This window comes from Micromonospora sp. DT31 (genome assembly GCF_049841795.1).
Classification (GTDB): domain Bacteria; phylum Actinomycetota; class Actinomycetes; order Mycobacteriales; family Micromonosporaceae; genus Micromonospora.
In genome coordinates, this window is record NZ_JBNCKZ010000004.1 from 186,072 (window position 1) to 203,756 (window position 17,685).

14 protein-coding genes are annotated in these 17,685 nt (G+C 71.5%); 10 read left to right on the top strand and 4 right to left on the bottom strand.

Features of this window, described 5'->3' with window-relative positions:
- The first annotated feature begins 44 nt into the window (after window positions 1-44).
- Both ACLQ2X_RS09390 and ACLQ2X_RS09395 read left to right on the top strand, forming a co-directional pair.
- Window positions 45-998, top strand: a complete 954-nt coding sequence (locus ACLQ2X_RS09390; protein ID WP_425680573.1) for an NUDIX hydrolase — start codon at window positions 45-47, stop codon at window positions 996-998.
- Between the two features lie 343 nt (window positions 999-1,341).
- Window positions 1,342-2,247, top strand: a complete 906-nt coding sequence (locus ACLQ2X_RS09395; protein ID WP_425680574.1) for a CDP-alcohol phosphatidyltransferase family protein — start codon at window positions 1,342-1,344, stop codon at window positions 2,245-2,247.
- 57 nt (window positions 2,248-2,304) lie between these two features.
- On the opposite strand, the gene ACLQ2X_RS09400 is transcribed toward ACLQ2X_RS09395, so the two are convergent.
- The 3 genes from ACLQ2X_RS09400 to ACLQ2X_RS09410 all read right to left on the bottom strand — a co-directional run bounded on the left by ACLQ2X_RS09400 (window position 2,305) and on the right by ACLQ2X_RS09410 (window position 5,986).
- Window positions 2,305-3,552: a phosphatidylserine decarboxylase gene (locus ACLQ2X_RS09400; protein ID WP_425680575.1), complete on the bottom strand. Its 1,248-nt coding sequence runs from the start codon at window positions 3,550-3,552 to the stop codon at window positions 2,305-2,307.
- 158 nt (window positions 3,553-3,710) lie between these two features.
- Window positions 3,711-4,130, bottom strand: coding sequence for a hypothetical protein (locus ACLQ2X_RS09405; protein WP_425680576.1), 420 nt, complete (start codon window positions 4,128-4,130; stop codon window positions 3,711-3,713).
- Window positions 4,127-5,986, bottom strand: coding sequence for a PspC domain-containing protein (locus ACLQ2X_RS09410; RefSeq protein WP_425680577.1), 1,860 nt, complete (start codon window positions 5,984-5,986; stop codon window positions 4,127-4,129). Before ACLQ2X_RS09410 ends, ACLQ2X_RS09405 begins: the two co-directional genes overlap by 4 nt.
- 176 nt (window positions 5,987-6,162) lie before the next feature.
- On the opposite strand from ACLQ2X_RS09410, the gene ACLQ2X_RS09415 reads away from it, so the two are divergent.
- The 7 genes from ACLQ2X_RS09415 to ACLQ2X_RS09445 all read left to right on the top strand — a co-directional run bounded on the left by ACLQ2X_RS09415 (window position 6,163) and on the right by ACLQ2X_RS09445 (window position 14,485).
- On the top strand, window positions 6,163-7,413 hold the full coding sequence (locus ACLQ2X_RS09415; protein ID WP_425680745.1) for a PspC domain-containing protein: 1,251 nt from the start codon (window positions 6,163-6,165) through the stop codon (window positions 7,411-7,413).
- A gap of 1 nt (window position 7,414) precedes the next feature.
- Window positions 7,415-8,092: a response regulator gene (locus tag ACLQ2X_RS09420; protein WP_425680578.1), complete on the top strand. Its 678-nt coding sequence runs from the start codon at window positions 7,415-7,417 to the stop codon at window positions 8,090-8,092.
- A gap of 557 nt (window positions 8,093-8,649) precedes the next feature.
- Window positions 8,650-10,293, top strand: a complete 1,644-nt coding sequence (locus ACLQ2X_RS09425) for a peptide ABC transporter substrate-binding protein (protein WP_425680579.1) — start codon at window positions 8,650-8,652, stop codon at window positions 10,291-10,293.
- A gap of 143 nt (window positions 10,294-10,436) precedes the next feature.
- Window positions 10,437-11,363, top strand: coding sequence for an ABC transporter permease (locus tag ACLQ2X_RS09430; protein WP_425680580.1), 927 nt, complete (start codon window positions 10,437-10,439; stop codon window positions 11,361-11,363).
- Between the two features lie 75 nt (window positions 11,364-11,438).
- Complete coding sequence (locus ACLQ2X_RS09435) at window positions 11,439-12,422, top strand: ABC transporter permease (protein WP_425680581.1); 984 nt, start codon at window positions 11,439-11,441, stop codon at window positions 12,420-12,422.
- Between the two features lie 25 nt (window positions 12,423-12,447).
- Window positions 12,448-13,476 carry an ABC transporter ATP-binding protein gene (locus ACLQ2X_RS09440; RefSeq protein ID WP_425680746.1) on the top strand — a complete coding sequence of 343 codons (1,029 nt, stop codon included), beginning with the start codon at window positions 12,448-12,450 and terminating at the stop codon, window positions 13,474-13,476.
- Window positions 13,469-14,485, top strand: a complete 1,017-nt coding sequence (locus ACLQ2X_RS09445) for an ABC transporter ATP-binding protein (protein WP_425680582.1) — start codon at window positions 13,469-13,471, stop codon at window positions 14,483-14,485. The genes ACLQ2X_RS09440 and ACLQ2X_RS09445 overlap by 8 nt, the downstream gene beginning before the upstream one ends.
- A 69-nt stretch (window positions 14,486-14,554) precedes the next feature.
- On the opposite strand, the gene ACLQ2X_RS09450 is transcribed toward ACLQ2X_RS09445, so the two are convergent.
- Window positions 14,555-14,908, bottom strand: coding sequence for a chorismate mutase (locus ACLQ2X_RS09450; protein WP_425680583.1), 354 nt, complete (start codon window positions 14,906-14,908; stop codon window positions 14,555-14,557).
- 288 nt (window positions 14,909-15,196) lie between these two features.
- On the opposite strand from ACLQ2X_RS09450, the gene pcrA reads away from it, so the two are divergent.
- Window positions 15,197-17,590 (top strand): DNA helicase PcrA, encoded by a 2,394-nt coding sequence (gene pcrA, locus ACLQ2X_RS09455; protein WP_425680584.1) that lies wholly within the window; start codon window positions 15,197-15,199, stop codon window positions 17,588-17,590.
- Window positions 17,591-17,685 lie beyond the last annotated feature (95 nt).

A 17,685-nucleotide genomic window follows, 5' to 3' on the forward strand; every position in this document is an offset into this window, starting at 1 on the left:
CGTGGTCGGCGGGGCGAGGTGTCCGCCTGGAAACCGCTAGCCTCATGATCGACCGGTGGGTGGGCGACGGGACGGTGGTGCGGGTCGTGGAGCAGCGGCGGCAGGTGGCGGCTTACGGGGTCCTTCGGGATGCCGGTGGGCGGGTGCTGTTGACACGTGGGGCGGCGGGATCCCCGTACCCGGGGGTGTGGCGGGTGCCGGGCGGCGGCGTCGCGCACGCCGAGCACCCGGCCGACACGGTGGTGCGCCAGTTCGCCGAGGAGACCGGCCTGACCGTCGCGGCCGGCCCGATCCGGGCCGCGCTCGCCGACGTGGCGGTGTTCGCCGCCGAACGGGTCGCGTTGCACACCGACCGGTTGATCTTCGAGGTCGAGGCGCGTGGCGGACGGCTGCGGCCCGAGCCGGCCGGCGACAACGACGAGGTGTGCTGGTTCACCCCGGACGAGGTGGCGGGCCGGCCGCTGATGCCGTTCACCGCCGACCTGCTCGGCCTGCCCGCGTCCCCGCTGCCGGCGGCCCCGCCCCGCGCACTGCCGGCTCCGCCCGCCGGCCCGACCGCCGACCGCCGGCAGCGTTTCGCCGCGTACGGGCTGGTCACGGACTCGGCGGACCGGGTGCTGCTGACCATGATCGCCGACGGCTATCCGGGTGCGGGTCGCTGGCACCTGCCCGGTGGGGGCACCGACCACGGTGAGCAGCCGGCCGCCGGGCTGTTGCGTGAACTGGTCGAGGAGGCCGGGCAGGTGGGGCGCGTGGTCGACCTGATCGGGGTGGACAACCTGCACAGTCCGGCCGCGCTCGGCCCGGAGGGCCGCCCGCTGAACTGGCACGGGGTCCGGGTGATCTACCGGGTTCTGGTGGACGCGCCGACCGAGGCGGTGGTGACGGAGGTGGCCGGGGGCTCGACCGCGCGGGCGGCCTGGTTCGCGCCGGAGCAGCTCAGCTCCCTGTTCCTGACCGAGGTGGCGGCGCGGGCCACCGGGCGGCGGGTGAGCTGAATCGCTCCCCGAGCCGCCCTGGGTGATCTCCGGTACAGTCAGAGACAGGCTGGTCGAGGAAATGGGCGTCGAAGCCCGAGATGGGAATAAGTGGGCGGTTAGCACCGTTGAGGCGGATATAAGCACCGTCGACGGCTATCGCCAACCCCCAGTTCCCTATGCAATGGTGTACTCCGCAAAAAGGCTGCCGGGCCCGCAAGGTCCGGCACGAGACAGCCGGACACCCGCCCCGTCGTGGGCGGCCAGCCGATCCGGTGATGGAGGAAGCGTGCCGAGAGCCCCATGGCGCCGGCGTCGTACGACTGACAGTCCGCGCCCCGCAGGGCGTCGCTGGGCGGGCAGGTTGCGCCGCAGCAGCACGTTCGCCCGCCAGGTGCTACTGGTCCGGGTGGGTCGCCGCGACGACCTCACCGGGCCGGGAACCGACCTGGTCACCCCCGACCACCGCTACGGCGACCGCCAGCGGCTCCGCTACGCCCGACGGGACGCCGACCGGGTACGCCCGAGCAACCCGGCACCCGCCCCGGCCGCGCCTGTCGACGAGTCCCCGGCGATGTCGATCCCGCTGCTGCCGGGCGAGCGCACGGCCGCCCGTCGGATGAAGTTCGCCCTGGTGAACGCGTGCAGCCTGAGCAGCCTCATGCTCGGCATGTTCGCCATCTTCCTGGCCATGCAGGGCGAGGTCCGGATCGCCGCGGTCTGCCTGATCGCGTGCGTCGTGTTCGACGGCCTCGACGGCGCGCTGGCCCGCAAGTTCGGTGTGGCCAGCCCGTTCGGCGCGCAGATGGACTCGCTCGCCGACATGTGCTCGTTCGGTCTCGCCGCGCCGGTCGTGGTCTACGCCTCGCTCGCCGGCTCGGCGCCCGCCGCGGCCGCCGCTGTCGCCTGCGCGCTGGTCGCCGCCTGCGCGGCCGTCCGGCTCGCCCGGTTCAACGTCTCGCCGAAGGACGGCCGCTTCTTCTGCGGTGTGCCGACCACGATGGCCGCCGCGGTGCTCGCCCTGACCGTGGCGATCGGGGTGCCGGTCCCCGGCCTGGCGATGGTCGCCGGCGTGGCGCTGCTCGCCTTCGCGATGGTGTCGAGCTTCCCCTACGCCAAGCTCGCCCGGCTGCTGAAGCTGCCGCCGTGGCTCTGGTTGCTCCCGGTGGTCGGCGCGCTTGTCGACATCCGGCTCACGTTCGTCCTCGTGGTGGTGGGCTACCTGGTCAGCGGGCCGCTGCTCTGGCTGCACCAGCGCCGGGCCGCCTGACCCGACGCACGACCGAAAGGGCGCCGCGGAAGCGGCGCCCTTTCGTCTGTCCGCGCCTCAGCGCCAGCGGGCGATGACCGTGGCGCCGCCGACCACCTTGTCACCGGGGCCCACGAGCGGGTCCGCGGCGTCGGCCGGCAGGTAGACGTCGGTCCGCGAGCCGAACCGGATCAGGCCGAACCGCTCGCCCCGAGCCAGCAGCGAGCCGACCGGCGCCCGCTGCACGATCCGGCGGGCGATCAGCCCGGTGCGCTGTGCCACGACCACCGTGCCGTGGTCGGTGTCCAACACCGTGTACGCGGCCACGTTGTGCTCGGCGTCCGGCTTCATGGCGTTGACGAACCCACCGTCGGCGACGAAGTAGTCGACCACCTTGCCGGCGACCGGCGAACGGTTGACGTGCACGTCCAGGACCGACAGGAACACCGCGACCCGCAGCCACTCGCCGTCGCCGAAACGCTCGTCGTGGAGGCGCTGCACGGACAGGACCTGCCCGTCCGCGGAGGCGACCACGGCCGACGGGTCCTCCGGCACATCCCGCTCCGGGTCCCGGAAGAACGCGGCCACCGGGGCGGCGGCCAACGCCGGCACCAGCCAGAGCCGGGACTTCGGCCGCGCGGCCCGGGCGAGGGCGGCCAGGCCGAGCGTGATGCCGGCCGCGGCCACACCGTTGGAGTCGATGTGCATCCCCCGGGTCAACGGCACACTCGACGGCCGGTACGCCGGGGACAGCGACGCGGCGAGCGCGGTGGGCGCCGGGGTGAAACGCAGGTGGTGTACGCGTACCGGCGGGGAGTTGCGCAGCACCAGGTCGGTGCGGACGCCGTGCAGCACGCTCTGCCGGTCGAGTTCACCGTCCGCGCCCTCGGTGCGGAACAGCGGTGCGGCCACGCCCAGCACCCCGCCCTCGGCGAGGTACTTCGCCAGGCCGTCGATCGCGGTGCGGGCCTCCTCGGCGGTACCGGTGAACGGTTCCGCGGCGACCACGACCGCGGCGGCGTCCGCCTCGGCGATGGCCTCGACGACGCGTACCCGGTCGGCGACCCAACGGCCCTGAGCCTTCACGTGCTCGCGTAGCGCCACCGCCGCGGCGCCCTCGGCCGGCACCACGGTGAGCCGGTCGCCGGGCAGCAGCGCCTCGATCGCCGCGGCCAGCACCGCGGACTCCGGGGTCGCGCCGACCAGCAGAACGGTCTTCGGGTCGTTACGCCGGGCGAACTCGCTGACGAGCGTGCGGGCGGCGCGCTCGCCGATGCGGACGGCACCGGAGGGGGCGGTGACGCGCACGGCGGGGGACTGGGTCATCTCGGGCGAGCTCCTGACGCGGTAGAGAACGGACGGGTCCGCTCCGGCGACGCGGCCGGCAGGTCCGGCTGGATCCTCAGGTGGCGCGGGCCGGCCGGCGGAGACGGGATCTCCCCGACCAGCATAGGCCGCGTCCGGAGCCGGGCGTAGCGGCGCGGTCAGGCCGCCGGCCCCTCCGGCGTACGGCCCGGCACCCGTGGCTCGTCCGGCGCCGCGTCGACCGGCGGCAACTCGCGGGTGGCCGGCTCGGGCACGTCGGTCGTGGCCCCGGTGCTCCACTCGTCGGCCGGCCCGGCCCGGCCCGGCCCGGCGAGGTCGTCGGCCGGGGCGTCGTCCCGGTACGGCACGGCGACCGTCACCTCCGGCGAGTTCGGCGTCCCGCAGCCCTCCGGCGCGCGGCTGGAACGCAACGCTCCGAGCAGCCCGAGCACACCGATCAGGACCAGCCCGCCGGCCAGGAACCACCCGACCGGCGGCACGGCCAACCCCATGATCCGGGCCAGCAGCCACCAGGTGGCCAGGCCGAGGAAGACGAGCCCGAAGAAGAACGACACGAGATCGGTGCGGTGGGCCTTCACCGGGTCACCTCCAGGTCGCCGGCGTTGACGTGTACGTAGAGGCGCAGCTTGCCCCCGCCGGGGCCGTCGGCGCCGGTGTCGGTGCTCTCGTACGGACGACCGCCGAAACCGCCGCTGCGCTTGCCGAACACGGAGATCTCCCGGGCGTTGCCGTCGGCCACCGTGGTGACGTCGACGTTCGGCGGTACGACCACCGTCGCGTTACCGAGGTTCACGTCCACGGTCACCTGGATCTCCTGGCCGTCGAAGTTGATCGCCCGCAGGTCGAGCACCGCGTCACCGATGTTGTTCTCGTAACGGGTGGCCAGGTCGCGGAGGTCGGTGGGTGCCCAGGTGACGTCGCCGTCGACACCGCGTACCCGGTCGTAGGACTCGGCGACGGTGGCGATGCCGAGCGCCGCCGCGGTGACCAGTCCGAGGGCGATCAGCCAGCGCGCCCGGCCGAACCAGGTGCCGACGAGCAGACCCAGGCCGATGGTGGCGAGCACCGCGGCGAAGTATCCGGCGGCGCCGACCGGGAAGACGTCGAGCAGGTCGACCATGGCGACCAGGCCCAGCGCCAGGAAGATCAGCGAGAACGTGATCGCACCGAGCGGGGAGCGTTCCTTCGGCCGCTTCGGCGGTCGGGGTGGCCGGGCCGGGCGGTCGGGTGGCGGCGGTGACCCGGCGTACGGGCCGTGCGGGGCGAACGGCGGACGGTAGCCGCCGGGGAGCAGCGGTGTGCCCACCGGGGTGGGGGGTGGTACGGCGGCCGGCTCGTCGAGCGGAGCGCCGATGGCGGGCGGCGCGGGCCAGGCGACGCGGCCGTCGACCGGGGCGACCGGGGCCGGCATCGCGGCGGTCACCGGCTCGGAACCGGAGGGTCGGGTGCCCGCCGCGGCGGGCCAGCCCGGTGCCGGCAGCGCCGGGAAGCCCACCGGGGCGACGGGGACGGTGCGGTCCGGCTCGGCGACCGGCGGGCGGTCCGGCTCGCCGCCGGGCGTCGGCGAGTGGGCCGGCTCCGACGGGTGGCCCGGCTCCGGGTGCCCGGCGAGCGGGTCGCCGGCGGGCGGGTCGCCGGCGGGCGGGTCGCCGAACGGGTCGAGGGTCGAGGGCCCGGGGCTGACCGGCCAGCCGGCGGGGCGTACCGGCGAGCCGACCTTGACCGGCTGGTGCGCCGCCGAGGCGGGGCCCACGGTCGGGTCCCCGGCTCCGGCCGGTGGCGTGGGCCAGGCGCCGGGGGGAGCCGGTGGGGTGAACGCGTCCGGCTGCCGGGGCGAACCGGGCTGTTCGCGGTTGAGCAGCAACGCTCCGCAGACCAGGATCACCGCGCCGAGCAGGATGGCTCGGAAGCCGTCGGTGACGACGTACGCGAAGCCGACCGCGACCACGATGCCGAGCACGATCACCGTGATCGGGGACATGCTGGACCGGCCGCGGCCGAGCATGGCCTCCACAGGTGAGGCGGTGTCCCCCTCGCCGGGGATGATCAGCCAGCCGGCGACGTACACGATGACGCCGATGCCGCCGAAGAAACCGAGCACGGCCAGCAGGACCCGCCACAGCACCGGGTCCGTGTTCGTGGCGCGGCCGATGGCGGCGCACACTCCGGCCAGATAGCGGCCCTGGCGGGGGCGGACCAGCCCGTACCGGGTGGTGAAGCCGGCGGCACCGGGCGGTGGGGCGTACCCGCCGGGCGGTGGGAGGTACCCGCCGGGCGGTGGGGCGTACCCGCCGGGGGGTGGGCCGGCGAACGACGCGCCCGCACCGGTGGGCGGGATCGGTCCGTGGGTAGGTGCGGCGCCGGGCGGGGGCGGGGGCGGGGCGTCCTGTGCTGCCGCCCAGGGGCGGGGCGGACGGGCAGCGTCCTCGGTCATGCCTCCGATACTGCGGCCCGCACGGCCCGGGTGGCCTCAGGACCCGACCCTGACGCCACCCTGAGATCCGTCGCAGGTGAAGTCCGGGGCGTCCCCGTGGCCGGCGGGGTTGCCGCCGTGTGACGATCGCAGCGTCGGCCGTAGCCGACCCCTGCGACTCGACCCGGGAGCCTCCGATCAGCAGCACCGCCGCCCCGCAAGCCCCGCGCCTCTACCGCGCCACCGAGCGCCGGATGGCCGCCGGGGTGGCCGCCGGCATCGCCGAGCACCTGGGCATCCCGGTGCTCCGGGTGCGGATGGCGTTCATGGTGCTGCTCGGGCTGAGTGGTCTCGGACTGCTGCTCTACGCCGCGTTCTGGGCAGTCGTCCCGCCGCGGCCGGGTGACAAGGCCGCTCCGCCGCGTCGAGACCTCGCCCAACTGCTGCCCTTCGTGGCGATCGGCCTGTGCGTGCTGCTGCTGCAGGTGTTCGCCTTCAACTCGGTGGGCGCCGCGGGCACCGCCGGTTGGCTGGTGGCGATCATCGCGGTAGGTGCCGGCGTCATCTGGCACCAGTCGGGGCCGGAGCGGCGCCGGCAGTGGGGCGACTCCGCGGTGCCGTGGCTGGGCGCGGTGGTGGAGGAGAGCGACAGGCGGGCGTTCGTGCTCCGCTTCATCGGCGGCGGCGTGCTCGTCGCGGTCGGCATCATCGGGGTGGCCGCGGTCTACTCGCCGGCGCAGAACGTCGACGCGGTGCTCAACGGCGTGATCTTCGCGCTGGTCGGCCTGGCCGGCGTGGGCGTGGTGACCGGCCCGATGCTCTGGCGGACCTGGAACCAGCTCCGGTCGGAGCGGGAGGGTCGGATCCGCGAGCAGGAGCGGGCGGAACTCGCCGCCATGGTGCACGACCAGGTACTGCACACCCTCGCCCTGATCCAGCGCAACGCCACCGACGTCAAGACCGTGCAGCGGTTGGCCCGTGGTCAGGAACGGTCGCTGCGCAACTGGCTCTACAAGCCCACCGCCTCGCCGACCGACCGCTTCGCGGCTGCCCTGGAGCAGGCCGCGGCCGAGGTGGAGGACACGTTCGCCATCACGGTCGAGGCGGTGGTGGTCGGCGACCGGGAGACCGACGAGCGGGTCGGCGCGCTCGTGGCGGCCGCCCGGGAGGCCCTGGTCAACGCGGCCCGGCACGCCGGGGTGCGGACCGTGTCGCTCTACGCGGAGGTGGAGCCGGAGCAGGTGAGCGTGTTCGTCCGGGACCGGGGCAAGGGCTTCGACCCGGATACGGTGGAGAATCACCGGCACGGCGTCCGGGGGTCGATCATCGGACGGATGAAGCGGCACGGCGGTCGGGCGGAGATCCGGTCCGAGCCGGGGGAGGGGACCGAGGTGCGGCTGATCCTGCCGATCACCGGCCCCGGTCCCACTGTGGAAAGGGACAGGTGACATGTCCGAACAGGAACCGGTCGAGGGCGCGGCGCCGCGAGGGCCGCTGCGGGTGTTCCTCGTCGACGACCACGCGATGTTCCGGGCCGGCGTCCGCGCCGAGCTGGGCACGCGTGTCGAGGTGGTCGGTGAGGCCAGTTCGGTGGCGGAGGCGGTGACCCGGATCGCGGCCACCCGGCCGGACGTGGTGCTGCTCGACGTGCACATGCCCGACGGCGGGGGCCGCGCGGTGCTGGAGGCGATGCGGCGTACCCAACCGCAGGTGCGGTTCCTGGCGCTCAGCGTCTCCGACGCCGCCGAGGACGTGATCGGGCTGATCCGGGCCGGCGCCCGAGGGTACGTGACGAAGACCATCTCCCCGGAGGAGCTGACCGACGCGATTCGCCGGGTGGCCGACGGCGACGCGGTGTTCAGCCCGCGGCTGGCCGGGTTCGTGCTCGACGCGTTCGCCTCCCGGCCGGACGCGCCGGTGGCCGACCCCGAGCTGGACCAGCTCACCAACCGGGAGCGCGAGGTGCTCCGGCTGCTCGCCCGTGGGTACGCCTACAAGGAGATCGCCAAGGAGCTGTTCATCTCGATCAAGACGGTTGAGACGCACGTCTCCAACGTCCTGCGCAAGCTGCAGATGTCGAACCGGTACGAGTTGTCCCGCTGGGCCGCCGACCGCCGCCTGGTCTGAGTCGACACCTCATCCCCGCGGCCGGCGGGGGTGCCTGCACAGTCCGTCCGGCATCCTCCGGACGGACAAAATATGCCGGGCCTGCCGGTGTGGCGGAGTTCTCTGCCGGGGTGGTCTGACTCTCAACCGCTCCCCCCGGGCGGCGGTGTTAACGACCCCGGGGTGTCCGTCTTTCCTGTTCAGGGCCCTGCCGCTGAGCTGCTTTGTGATCTTTTCTCAAGTATCGGCAACGTGGCAACCAACTAACGGCTTGATAACGGCACCTTCACGGAAAGGGCCGGTGGGTGTCACAGTGGCAACACCTCACCCCCCGGTGTGAGGCATCTCGTCGGGCCTTCCGGTCGCGTGACGCCGCCATCCGCGTCGCCGCGTGACCATCGGCCCTGCGCGGTGTCTATGTCCAGGGGTGTGGCGCCCGGCGGATCGGTACCCCTGGGGTGTCCCGAAATGCTCTGTGGTAAACCGGCGGTCTGTGGTTCAGCCCGTCGGTGGTGTCACCCCCCAAGCGTGCGTGAAACTCACGACGGAACCAGGTTAGAAAGAGGAGGCCCCTCGGAATGAGAGTCTCGAAGCGGGCGAGCGGCGCGCTCGCGGTGGGCGCGGCATTCGCGCTCGTCGCGTCCGGTTGCTCCAGCGGTAACGACGACGGTGGCGACACCGGCGCCAGCAAGGATGGCGCCATCGTCATCGACGGTACCCAGCCGGAGAACCCCCTGGTTCCGGCGAACACCACCGAGACCGGTGGCGGTGCGATCATCGACTGGATGTGGAGCGGCCTGGTCGAGTACCCCAACAACGGTGGGGCGCCGCAGAACCTGCTCGCCGAGTCGATCGACACGAGCGACTCCAAGGTCTTCAAGATCAAGATCAAGCAGGACACCAAGTTCCACGACGGCACCACCGTCAAGGCCGAGAGCTTCGTCAAGGCCTGGAACTGGGCGGCCTACGGCCCGAACGGCGCGCAGAACGCCTCCTTCTTCTCCGACATCCAGGGCTTCGACCAGGTCTACACCGAGGACCCGGACGGCCCGGAGGGCGCGAAGAAGGCCCCGGAGCCGCCGGCCAAGGAGATGTCGGGCCTGAAGGTCGTCGACGACTGGAACTTCGAGGTCACGCTCGCCGCGCCGACCGCCGTGTTCCCGACCAAGCTCGGCTACAGCGCCTTCATGCCGCTGCCGGACGCGTTCTTCTCGTCCACCGCGGCCGACTTCGGCAAGAAGCCGATCGGTAACGGCCCGGTCAAGCTCGTCTCCTGGCAGGACGACGTCGAGATCAAGCTGACCCGCTTCGACGACTACAGCCTGCGCGACAAGATGAAGGTCAAGGACGTCACCGTCAAGATCTACCAGGACGACACGGCGGCGTACAACGACCTGCTCGCCGGCAACCTGGACTTCCAGCAGCAGGTTCCGGTCTCGGCGCTGGCCGGTGACAAGTGGAAGACCGACCTGGCCGACCGGGCCATGTCCTCGACCACCCCGTCGACCGGCATCATCGCCTTCCCGATCTACGACAAGCGCTTCCAGAACCCGAAGCTGCGCAAGGCGATCTCGATGTCCGTCGACCGCCAGGCGATCACCGACAAGATCTTCTTCGGTAACCGCACGCCGGCTGACAGCTGGGCCAACCCGCTGACCCCGGGTGCCCAGCCGGGCAACTGCACCGCCTGCAAGTTCGACGCGACCCAGGCCAAGCAGCTCCTCCAGGAGGCCGGTGGCTTCCAGGGCAAGCTGACCCTGTCCTACAACGCGGACGCCAGCCACAAGGAGTGGATGGAGGCCGTCGCCCAGCAGATCAAGACCAACCTGGGCATCGACGCGGTCGCGGTCGGCGTGCCGACCTTCGCGGTCTTCCGCGCCAACATCAACGCCTACAAGATGACCGGCGCGTACCGGGCCGGTTGGCAGCAGGACTACCCGGACGTGGAGAACTGGATCAACCCGCTCTACGTCACCGGTGGTTCCTCGAACGACGGCAAGTACAGCAACCCGCAGGTGGACGCCCTCGCCAAGGAGGCCTCCGCGGCCCCCAGCCTCGAGGAGGCCCACAAGAAGTTCGCTGAGGCCGTCAAGCTGATCGACCAGGACGTCCCCGCCATGCCGATCTACTTCGGTGGCCAGCAGTCCGGCCACTCCGAGAAGATCAAGAAGATGGAGCTGACCAACGTCGGCGAGATCGACATCACCTCGGTCGAGATCTGATCCGAACGGTCTGACCCCGGGTCGGGCTCGCCTACCGGTGAGCCCGGCCCGGGGCCGTTCCGCGAGGGGCGTACAACGGGCCCCTCGCACGTTGTCGCCGCCGCGCCGGCTCACCCGGCGCTCCCTGTCTGGAGGACCACCCCATGGGCCGTTATCTCTTGAGACGGCTGCTGCAACTCGTGCCGGTGTTCATCGGTACGACGTTCCTGATCTACTGGCTCGTCTGGTCAGTGCCCGGTGACCCGTTCGCCGGCAAGTGCGGCGACCGTGGCTGCCCGCCGAACTACCGGGCCATGATGACCGAGAAGTACAACCTCGACGAGTCGATCTGGGTGCAGTACGCGACCTACATGAAGAACCTTCTCCAGGGTGACTTCGGTATCACGTTCAGCGGTCGCGAGATCAGCGACATCATCGCCACGTCGTACCCGAACACCCTGAAGCTGGCGGTGGTCGCCCTCGCCATCGAAGCCGTGATCGGTCTCGGTGCGGGCATCCTGACCGGCCTGCGGCGCAACGGCTTCCTGGACAACCTGGTCCTGGTGTCCACCCTCTTCCTGATCGCCCTGCCGGTCTTCGTCATCGGCTTCGTGCTGCAGTGGCTGCTCGGCGTGAAGTGGGGCATCATCAACCCGACCGTGTCCAACGAGATGCGGTTCAGCGAGCTGATCGTGCCGGGCTTCGTGCTCGGAAGCGCATCGATGGCGTACATCGCCCGGGTCGCACGGACGAGCATCGCGGAGAACCGGCGGGCCGACTACGTCCGCACCGCGATCGCCAAGGGCCTGCCGATGCGCCGCGTCGTCGGCGTGCACCTGCTGCGCAACTCGCTCATTCCGGTGGTCACCCTGCTCGGCACCGACCTGGGCGCGCTGATGGGTGGCGCGATCGTGACCGAGGGCATCTTCGGCATCAACGGCATCGGCCGGCAGGTGCTGCGCTCGATCGTCACGAAGGAGAGCGCTACCGTTGTCGGTATCGTGGTGGTGCTCGTGCTCGTCTACCTCGTGATGAACCTGGTGGTGGACCTGCTCTACGCCGCCCTCGACCCGAGGATCCGCTATGAGTGACCGCCGCAGCGATCGAATCGTCCCAGCAGTCTGCGCGGGTAACCACGCCCGCGCCGAGCGCAACGAGGTGCGGGCATGAGTGACCCGAGTTCTGCGTCGATCGTGTCGACGCCGCCCGCGACGATGCCCACCGAGGCCGGTTCGGGCGCACCGACCAACGCCGGCCTGCCGGAGAGCGCCAAGCAGCAGAAGCCCCGCGGCCTGCTCGGCGACGCCTGGATCGACCTGCGGCGCAAGCCGCTGTTCTGGATCTCGACGTCGTTCATCGTGCTCTTCCTCGTGATGGCGGCCTTCCCCTGGCTGTTCACCTCCACCGACGCGGTGAACGGAACGTTGGACCGCAGCCGCGTCGAGCCCTCCTCGTCCGCCTGGTTCGGCTACGACGTGCAGGGCCGCGACGTCTACGCCCGGGTCATCTACGGCGCCCGCGCGTCGATCGTGGTGGCGGTGGTCTCCACCCTCCTCACGCTGCTGTTCGGCGGCGCGATGGGCATCATCGCCGGCTACCGCGGCGGCTGGGTGGACGCACTGCTGTCGCGCATCGCCGACATCTTCTTCGGCCTGCCGTTCGTGCTCGGCTCGATCGTCATCCTGACCACCTTCAACGGCTCCGGCGCCGACAACGGCGAGTGGACGATCATGGGGCTAGTCATCATGTCCCTGAGCGTGCTGACCTGGCCGGTGGCGATGCGGCTGATGCGCTCCTCGGTGCTCGCCACCAAGGAGGCCGACTACATCGTCGCGGCCCGCGCGCTCGGCGCCAGTCACGGCCGGATCATCCTCAAGCACCTGCTGCCGAACTGCCTGGCGCCGCTGCTGGTCTACGGCACGATCCTGGTGGGTTCGTTCATCGGCGCGGAGGCCACGCTGTCGTTCCTCGGCATCGGCCTGAAGAACCCGGTGGTCTCCTGGGGCATCATGATCAGCGAGGCGCAGAACTACATCCGGGTCTCGCCGTACCTGTTGCTCTTCCCCTCCGCGTTCCTCGTCACCGCCGTCCTGAGCTTCGTGATGCTCGGCGAGGCGGTCCGCGAGGCCCTCGACCCGAAGCTCCGTTAGGGGAACTGAGTTGTCCGACATTCTCGTGTCCGAGCAGTCCGCGCCCGGCGCCGACGGCTCCGGCCGCCCTTCGGGCCGCCTGCTCGAGGTCGACGGCCTTCGGGTGGAGTTCCGTACCCGGGACGGCGTCGCCAAGGTCATCAACGGAGTCACGTACCACGTCGACGCGGGGGAGACCCTCGCCGTGCTCGGCGAGTCCGGCTCCGGCAAGAGCGTCACCGCGCAGACCATCATGGGCATCCTGGACACCCCGCCGGGCTTCGTCACCGGCGGTCAGGTCCGCTTCCACGGCAGGGACATGCTGAAAATGTCCGCCGAGCAGCGGCGGCGGATCCGTGGCGAGGGCATCGCCATGATCTTCCAGGACTCGCTCTCCGCCCTCAACCCGGTTTTCACCGTCGGCTTCCAGATCGCCGAGCAGTTCCGCATCCGGCGCGGCCTCAGCCGCGCGGACGCCAAGAAGCGCGCGATCGAGATGCTCGACCAGGTGAAGATCCCCAACGCCAAGGGTCGGTTCAGCAACTTCCCGCACCAGTTCTCCGGCGGTATGCGGCAGCGCGCCATGATCGCCATGTCGCTGGCGCTGGACCCGGAGGTGCTGATCGCCGACGAGCCGACCACCGCGCTGGACGTGACCGTGCAGGCCCAGATCATGGACCTGCTCGGCGAACTCCAGCGGGAACGGCAGATGGGCATGATCCTGATCACCCACGACCTCGGCGTGGTCGCCGACGTCGCGGACCGGATCGCGGTCATGTACGCCGGCCGGATCGTCGAGGAAGCCGACGTCTACGATTTGTACGCCAAGCCGGCGCACCCGTACACCCTCGGGCTGCTCGAGTCGATCCCGCGGTTGGACGAGAAGGGGCAGGAGCTCCGGACCATCAAGGGCCTCCCGCCGAACCTGATGAACATCCCGCCGGGCTGTCCGTTCAACCCGCGCTGTCCGATGGCGCAGCCGGTGTGCCGGGAGAACGTTCCGCCGCTGCTTCAGCTGGGCAACGGCCGGGCCAGCGCCTGCCACTTCGCCGAGGAGCTGGTGAACCGTGTCTGAGCACATCATCGAGGTTCGCGACCTGGTCAAGCACTACCCGGTGACCCGGGGCGTCGTGTTCAAGAAGACCATCGGGCAGGTCAAGGCGGTCGACGGCGTCTCGTTCGAGCTGAAGGCGGGCGAGACGCTCGGCGTGGTCGGCGAGTCCGGCTGCGGCAAGTCGACGCTGGCCCGGGTGCTGATGAACCTGGAGAAGCCCACCGCCGGTCAGGTGCTCTTCAAGGGGCAGGACATCTCCAAGCTGTCCGGCGGCGCGCTGCGCCGGCTGCGTCGGCAGATCCAGCTGGTGATGCAGGACCCGTACACCTCGCTCAACCCGCGGATGACGGTCGGTGACCTGATCGGCGAGCCGTTCGAGATCCACTCCGAGGTGGCGCCCCGGGGCAGCCGGCGCGGCAAGGTCAAGGAACTGCTCGACCTGGTCGGCCTCAACCCGGAGCACATCAACCGGTATCCGCACCAGTTCTCCGGCGGCCAGCGGCAGCGCATCGGCATCGCCCGGGCGCTGGCGCTGCGGCCCGAGGTGATCGTCTGCGACGAGCCGGTGTCGGCGCTGGACGTCTCCATCCAGGCGCAGGTGATGAACCTGCTGGAGAAGCTCCAGGGTGAGCTGGGCCTGTCGTACGTCTTCATTGCCCACGACCTGTCGGTCGTGCGCCACCTGTCCGACCGGGTCGCCGTGATGTACCTGGGCAAGATGGTGGAGATCGGCACCGAGGACGAGATCTACGAGCGGCCGACCCACCCGTACACCCAGGCGCTGCTGTCGGCGGTGCCGGTGCCGGACCCGACCGTGCGGGACAACAAGGCGATCATCCGCCTCCAGGGTGACGTCCCGTCGCCGGTCAGCCCGCCCTCGGGCTGCCGGTTCCGCACCCGGTGCTGGAAGGCGCAGGACGTCTGCGCCCAGGAAGTGCCGCTGCTGCAGATCCGGCCGGGCTCGGACCACCCGAGCGCCTGCCACTTCGCGGAGAAGCGGCAGATCGTCGTCACCCACGAGGTGGCCTGATCCGAAACCGGACCGCCCATCGGTGTCAGCGCGACGCCGGTGGGCGGTCCGTCGTCTGTGCAGCGGCGGTCACAGCGGGCCGCGGCCGGCGCGCAGCAGCAGGAGCGCGAGTTGGGTGCCGTCGGCGCCCAGTTCCGCCCGGAAGCGTTCCAGGATCTCCCGCTCGCGGGAGAGCACCAGCCGGGTCCCGCCGGAGGCCATCCGGGTCGCGCCGACCTCCTGGGACAGCGTGGCCCGCTCCCGCCAGAGCGCGAGGATCGTGCGGTCGATCTCGTCGATCCGCTGCCGGATCTCGTCGATCCGCTGCGCCGCCGCCGAGTCGCCGGTGCCGGTGGGGGCCGCCGCGGCCCCGGTCGGGTCGCCACCGCCCGGCCGGCCCTGCCCCGCCCTGCTGCCGCTGGACTCCACCACGTCAGTCATCATCGTCGTCCCTCTCGGGGCTCGGGCCCGGTACCCGGATCCCGGAACGAGAACGCCCCGGGCTCTGGGAGCCCGGGGCGTTTCGTAGGTCTGTGATCAGGCGCGACCCACGGCTGCCGGACTCCCGGTGCCGTAGTAAAAGGAGAAGCGCTGATCGAGCACGCGTCGAGTATGCCGACCGTCGGGGCGGGCGCGCAAGGAAACGCACCAACAGGTGGGACGGGATGCCGCCCGCGCGACCGGCCGCGCGGGCGGGGAACTGTCCGGCCGGCGGCATAGACTCGGGCTGCGATGCATCCTCTCTTCGACATCCCCGCGTCCCCGTCCGCGCCGGAGTCCCGGCCGACCCCGCCCCGCCGCCCCGCGGGCGCCGGGTCCGATCCGCAGGCACTCCTCGACGGCCTGAACGGCCCCCAGCGGGACGCGGTGACCCATGCCGGTTCCCCGCTGCTCATCGTGGCCGGTGCCGGCTCCGGCAAGACCCGTGTGTTGACCAACCGGATCGCCTACCTGCTCGCCGCCCGCGACGCGCATCCCGGCGAGATCATCGCGATCACCTTCACGAACAAGGCCGCCGGCGAGATGAAGGAGCGGGTGGCCGTGCTGGTCGGCCCGCGCGCCCGGATGATGTGGGTGTCGACGTTCCACTCGGCCTGCGTACGCATCCTGCGCGCCGAGCACGAGCACGCCGGGCTGAAGTCGACGTTCTCGATCTACGACGCCGACGACTCCCGCCGGCTGATGCAGATGGTCGCCCGCGAGCTGGACCTGGACCCGAAGCGCTACCCGGCCCGGGGCCTGGCCGCCCAGGTGTCCAACCTGAAGAACGAGCTGGTCGACCCGGAGGGGTTCGCCGGCCGGGCCCAGGGCCCCAACGAGCGGGCCCTGGCCGAGGCGTACACGCTCTACCAGCGGCGGTTGCGGGAGGCGCACGCGCTGGACTTCGACGACCTGATCATGACAACGGTGCACCTGCTCCAGTCCCACCCGCACGTGGCGGAGAGCTACCGGCGGCGGTTCCGGCACGTGCTGGTGGACGAATACCAGGACACCAACCACGCCCAGTACGTGCTGATCAAGGAGCTGGTCTCCGGCACCGAGGGGATCCCGCCGGCCGAACTCTGCGTGGTCGGCGACGCCGACCAGTCCATCTACGCGTTCCGCGGCGCGACCATCCGCAACATCCTGGAGTTCGAGCGGGACTTCACCGACGCCCGCACGATCCTGCTGGAGCAGAACTACCGGTCGACCCAGACCATTCTGAACGCGGCGAACGCGGTCATCGACCGCAACACCTCCCGCAAGCCGAAGCGGCTGTGGAGCGACGCCGGGGCCGGCGAGCAGATCGTCGGGTACGTCGCCGACACCGAGCACGCCGAGGCGGACTGGGTGGCCCGGGAGATCGACCGGCTGGTCGACGACGGTGACACCCGTCCCGGCGACGTGGCCGTCTTCTACCGCACCAACGCCATGTCCCGGGTGTTCGAGGAGGTCTTCATCCGGGTCGGCCTGCCCTACAAGGTGGTCGGCGGGGTGCGCTTCTACGAGCGCAAGGAGGTCCGCGACGCGCTCGCCTACCTGCGCGCGGTGGTCAACGACGACGACACGGTGAGCCTGCGCCGGGTCCTCAACACCCCGCGCCGGGGCATCGGCGAGCGGGCCGAGGCGTGCGTGGAGGCGCTGGCCTCCCGGGACCGCGTCTCCTTCGGCGCCGCGCTGCGCCGGGCCAAGGACGCGCCGGGCATCTCCACCCGGGCGGCGAACGGCATCGCCGATTTCGTCGGGCTGCTCGACGCGGCACGCGAGGTGGCCGCCACCGGCACCCCGGAGGCGGTGCTGGAGGCGGTGCTGACCCGCTCCGGCTACCTCGCCGAGCTGGAGGAGAGCCTCGACCCGCAGGACGCCGGCCGGGTGGACAACCTCCAGGAACTGGTGAGCGTCGCCCGGGAGTACACCGAACGGGTCGAGGCGTTGGGCGCCGACGACGAGCGCGCCACGCTGGCCGGGTTCCTGGAGCAGGTGGCGCTTGTCGCCGACGCCGACCAGATCCCGGCCGACGACCCCGACCACCAGGGCGTGGTGACCCTGATGACGCTGCACACGGCCAAGGGCCTGGAGTTCCCGGTGGTCTTCCTGACCGGCCTGGAGGACGGCGTCTTCCCGCACCTTCGTTCACTCGGTGACACCCGCGAGCTGGAGGAGGAGCGCCGCCTGGCGTACGTGGGCATCACCCGGGCCCGCCAGCGTCTCTACCTGTCCCGTGCGGTGACCCGGTCGGCCTGGGGTGCGCCGGCCTACAACCCGCCGTCCCGCTTCCTGGAGGAGCTGCCGCCGGAGCTGGTCCGCTGGGAGCGCACCGAGGGGTCGTACACCTCGTGGGGTGGCGGGGGCGGTGGCGTCGGCGGCCGGGCGGACCGGGTGGGCCGCGGCGGTTTCTCCGGCGGCACCCCCAAGGCGACCGAGTTGGCGAAGCGGCTCGGCGTGGACGCCAGCCGGTTGTCCACCGCGAGCGAGTTGAAGCAGGCTCCGAAGGTCTCGGTCGGCGACCGGGTCAACCACCAGCGCTACGGCCTGGGCCGGGTGTTGGCGGTCGAGGGCGCCGGGCCGGGGGCGCGGGCGCAGATCGACTTCGGTGACCAGACCATGTGGCTGGTGCTGCGGCACGCGCCGATCGACAAACTCTGACCCGACCGGCGGCAAAAAACCTCCGAACTCCGCCTGTTCCGCTGTAGACATCCGCCAACGCGAATGAACCAATATGGGCACCCGTGTCACAGCTG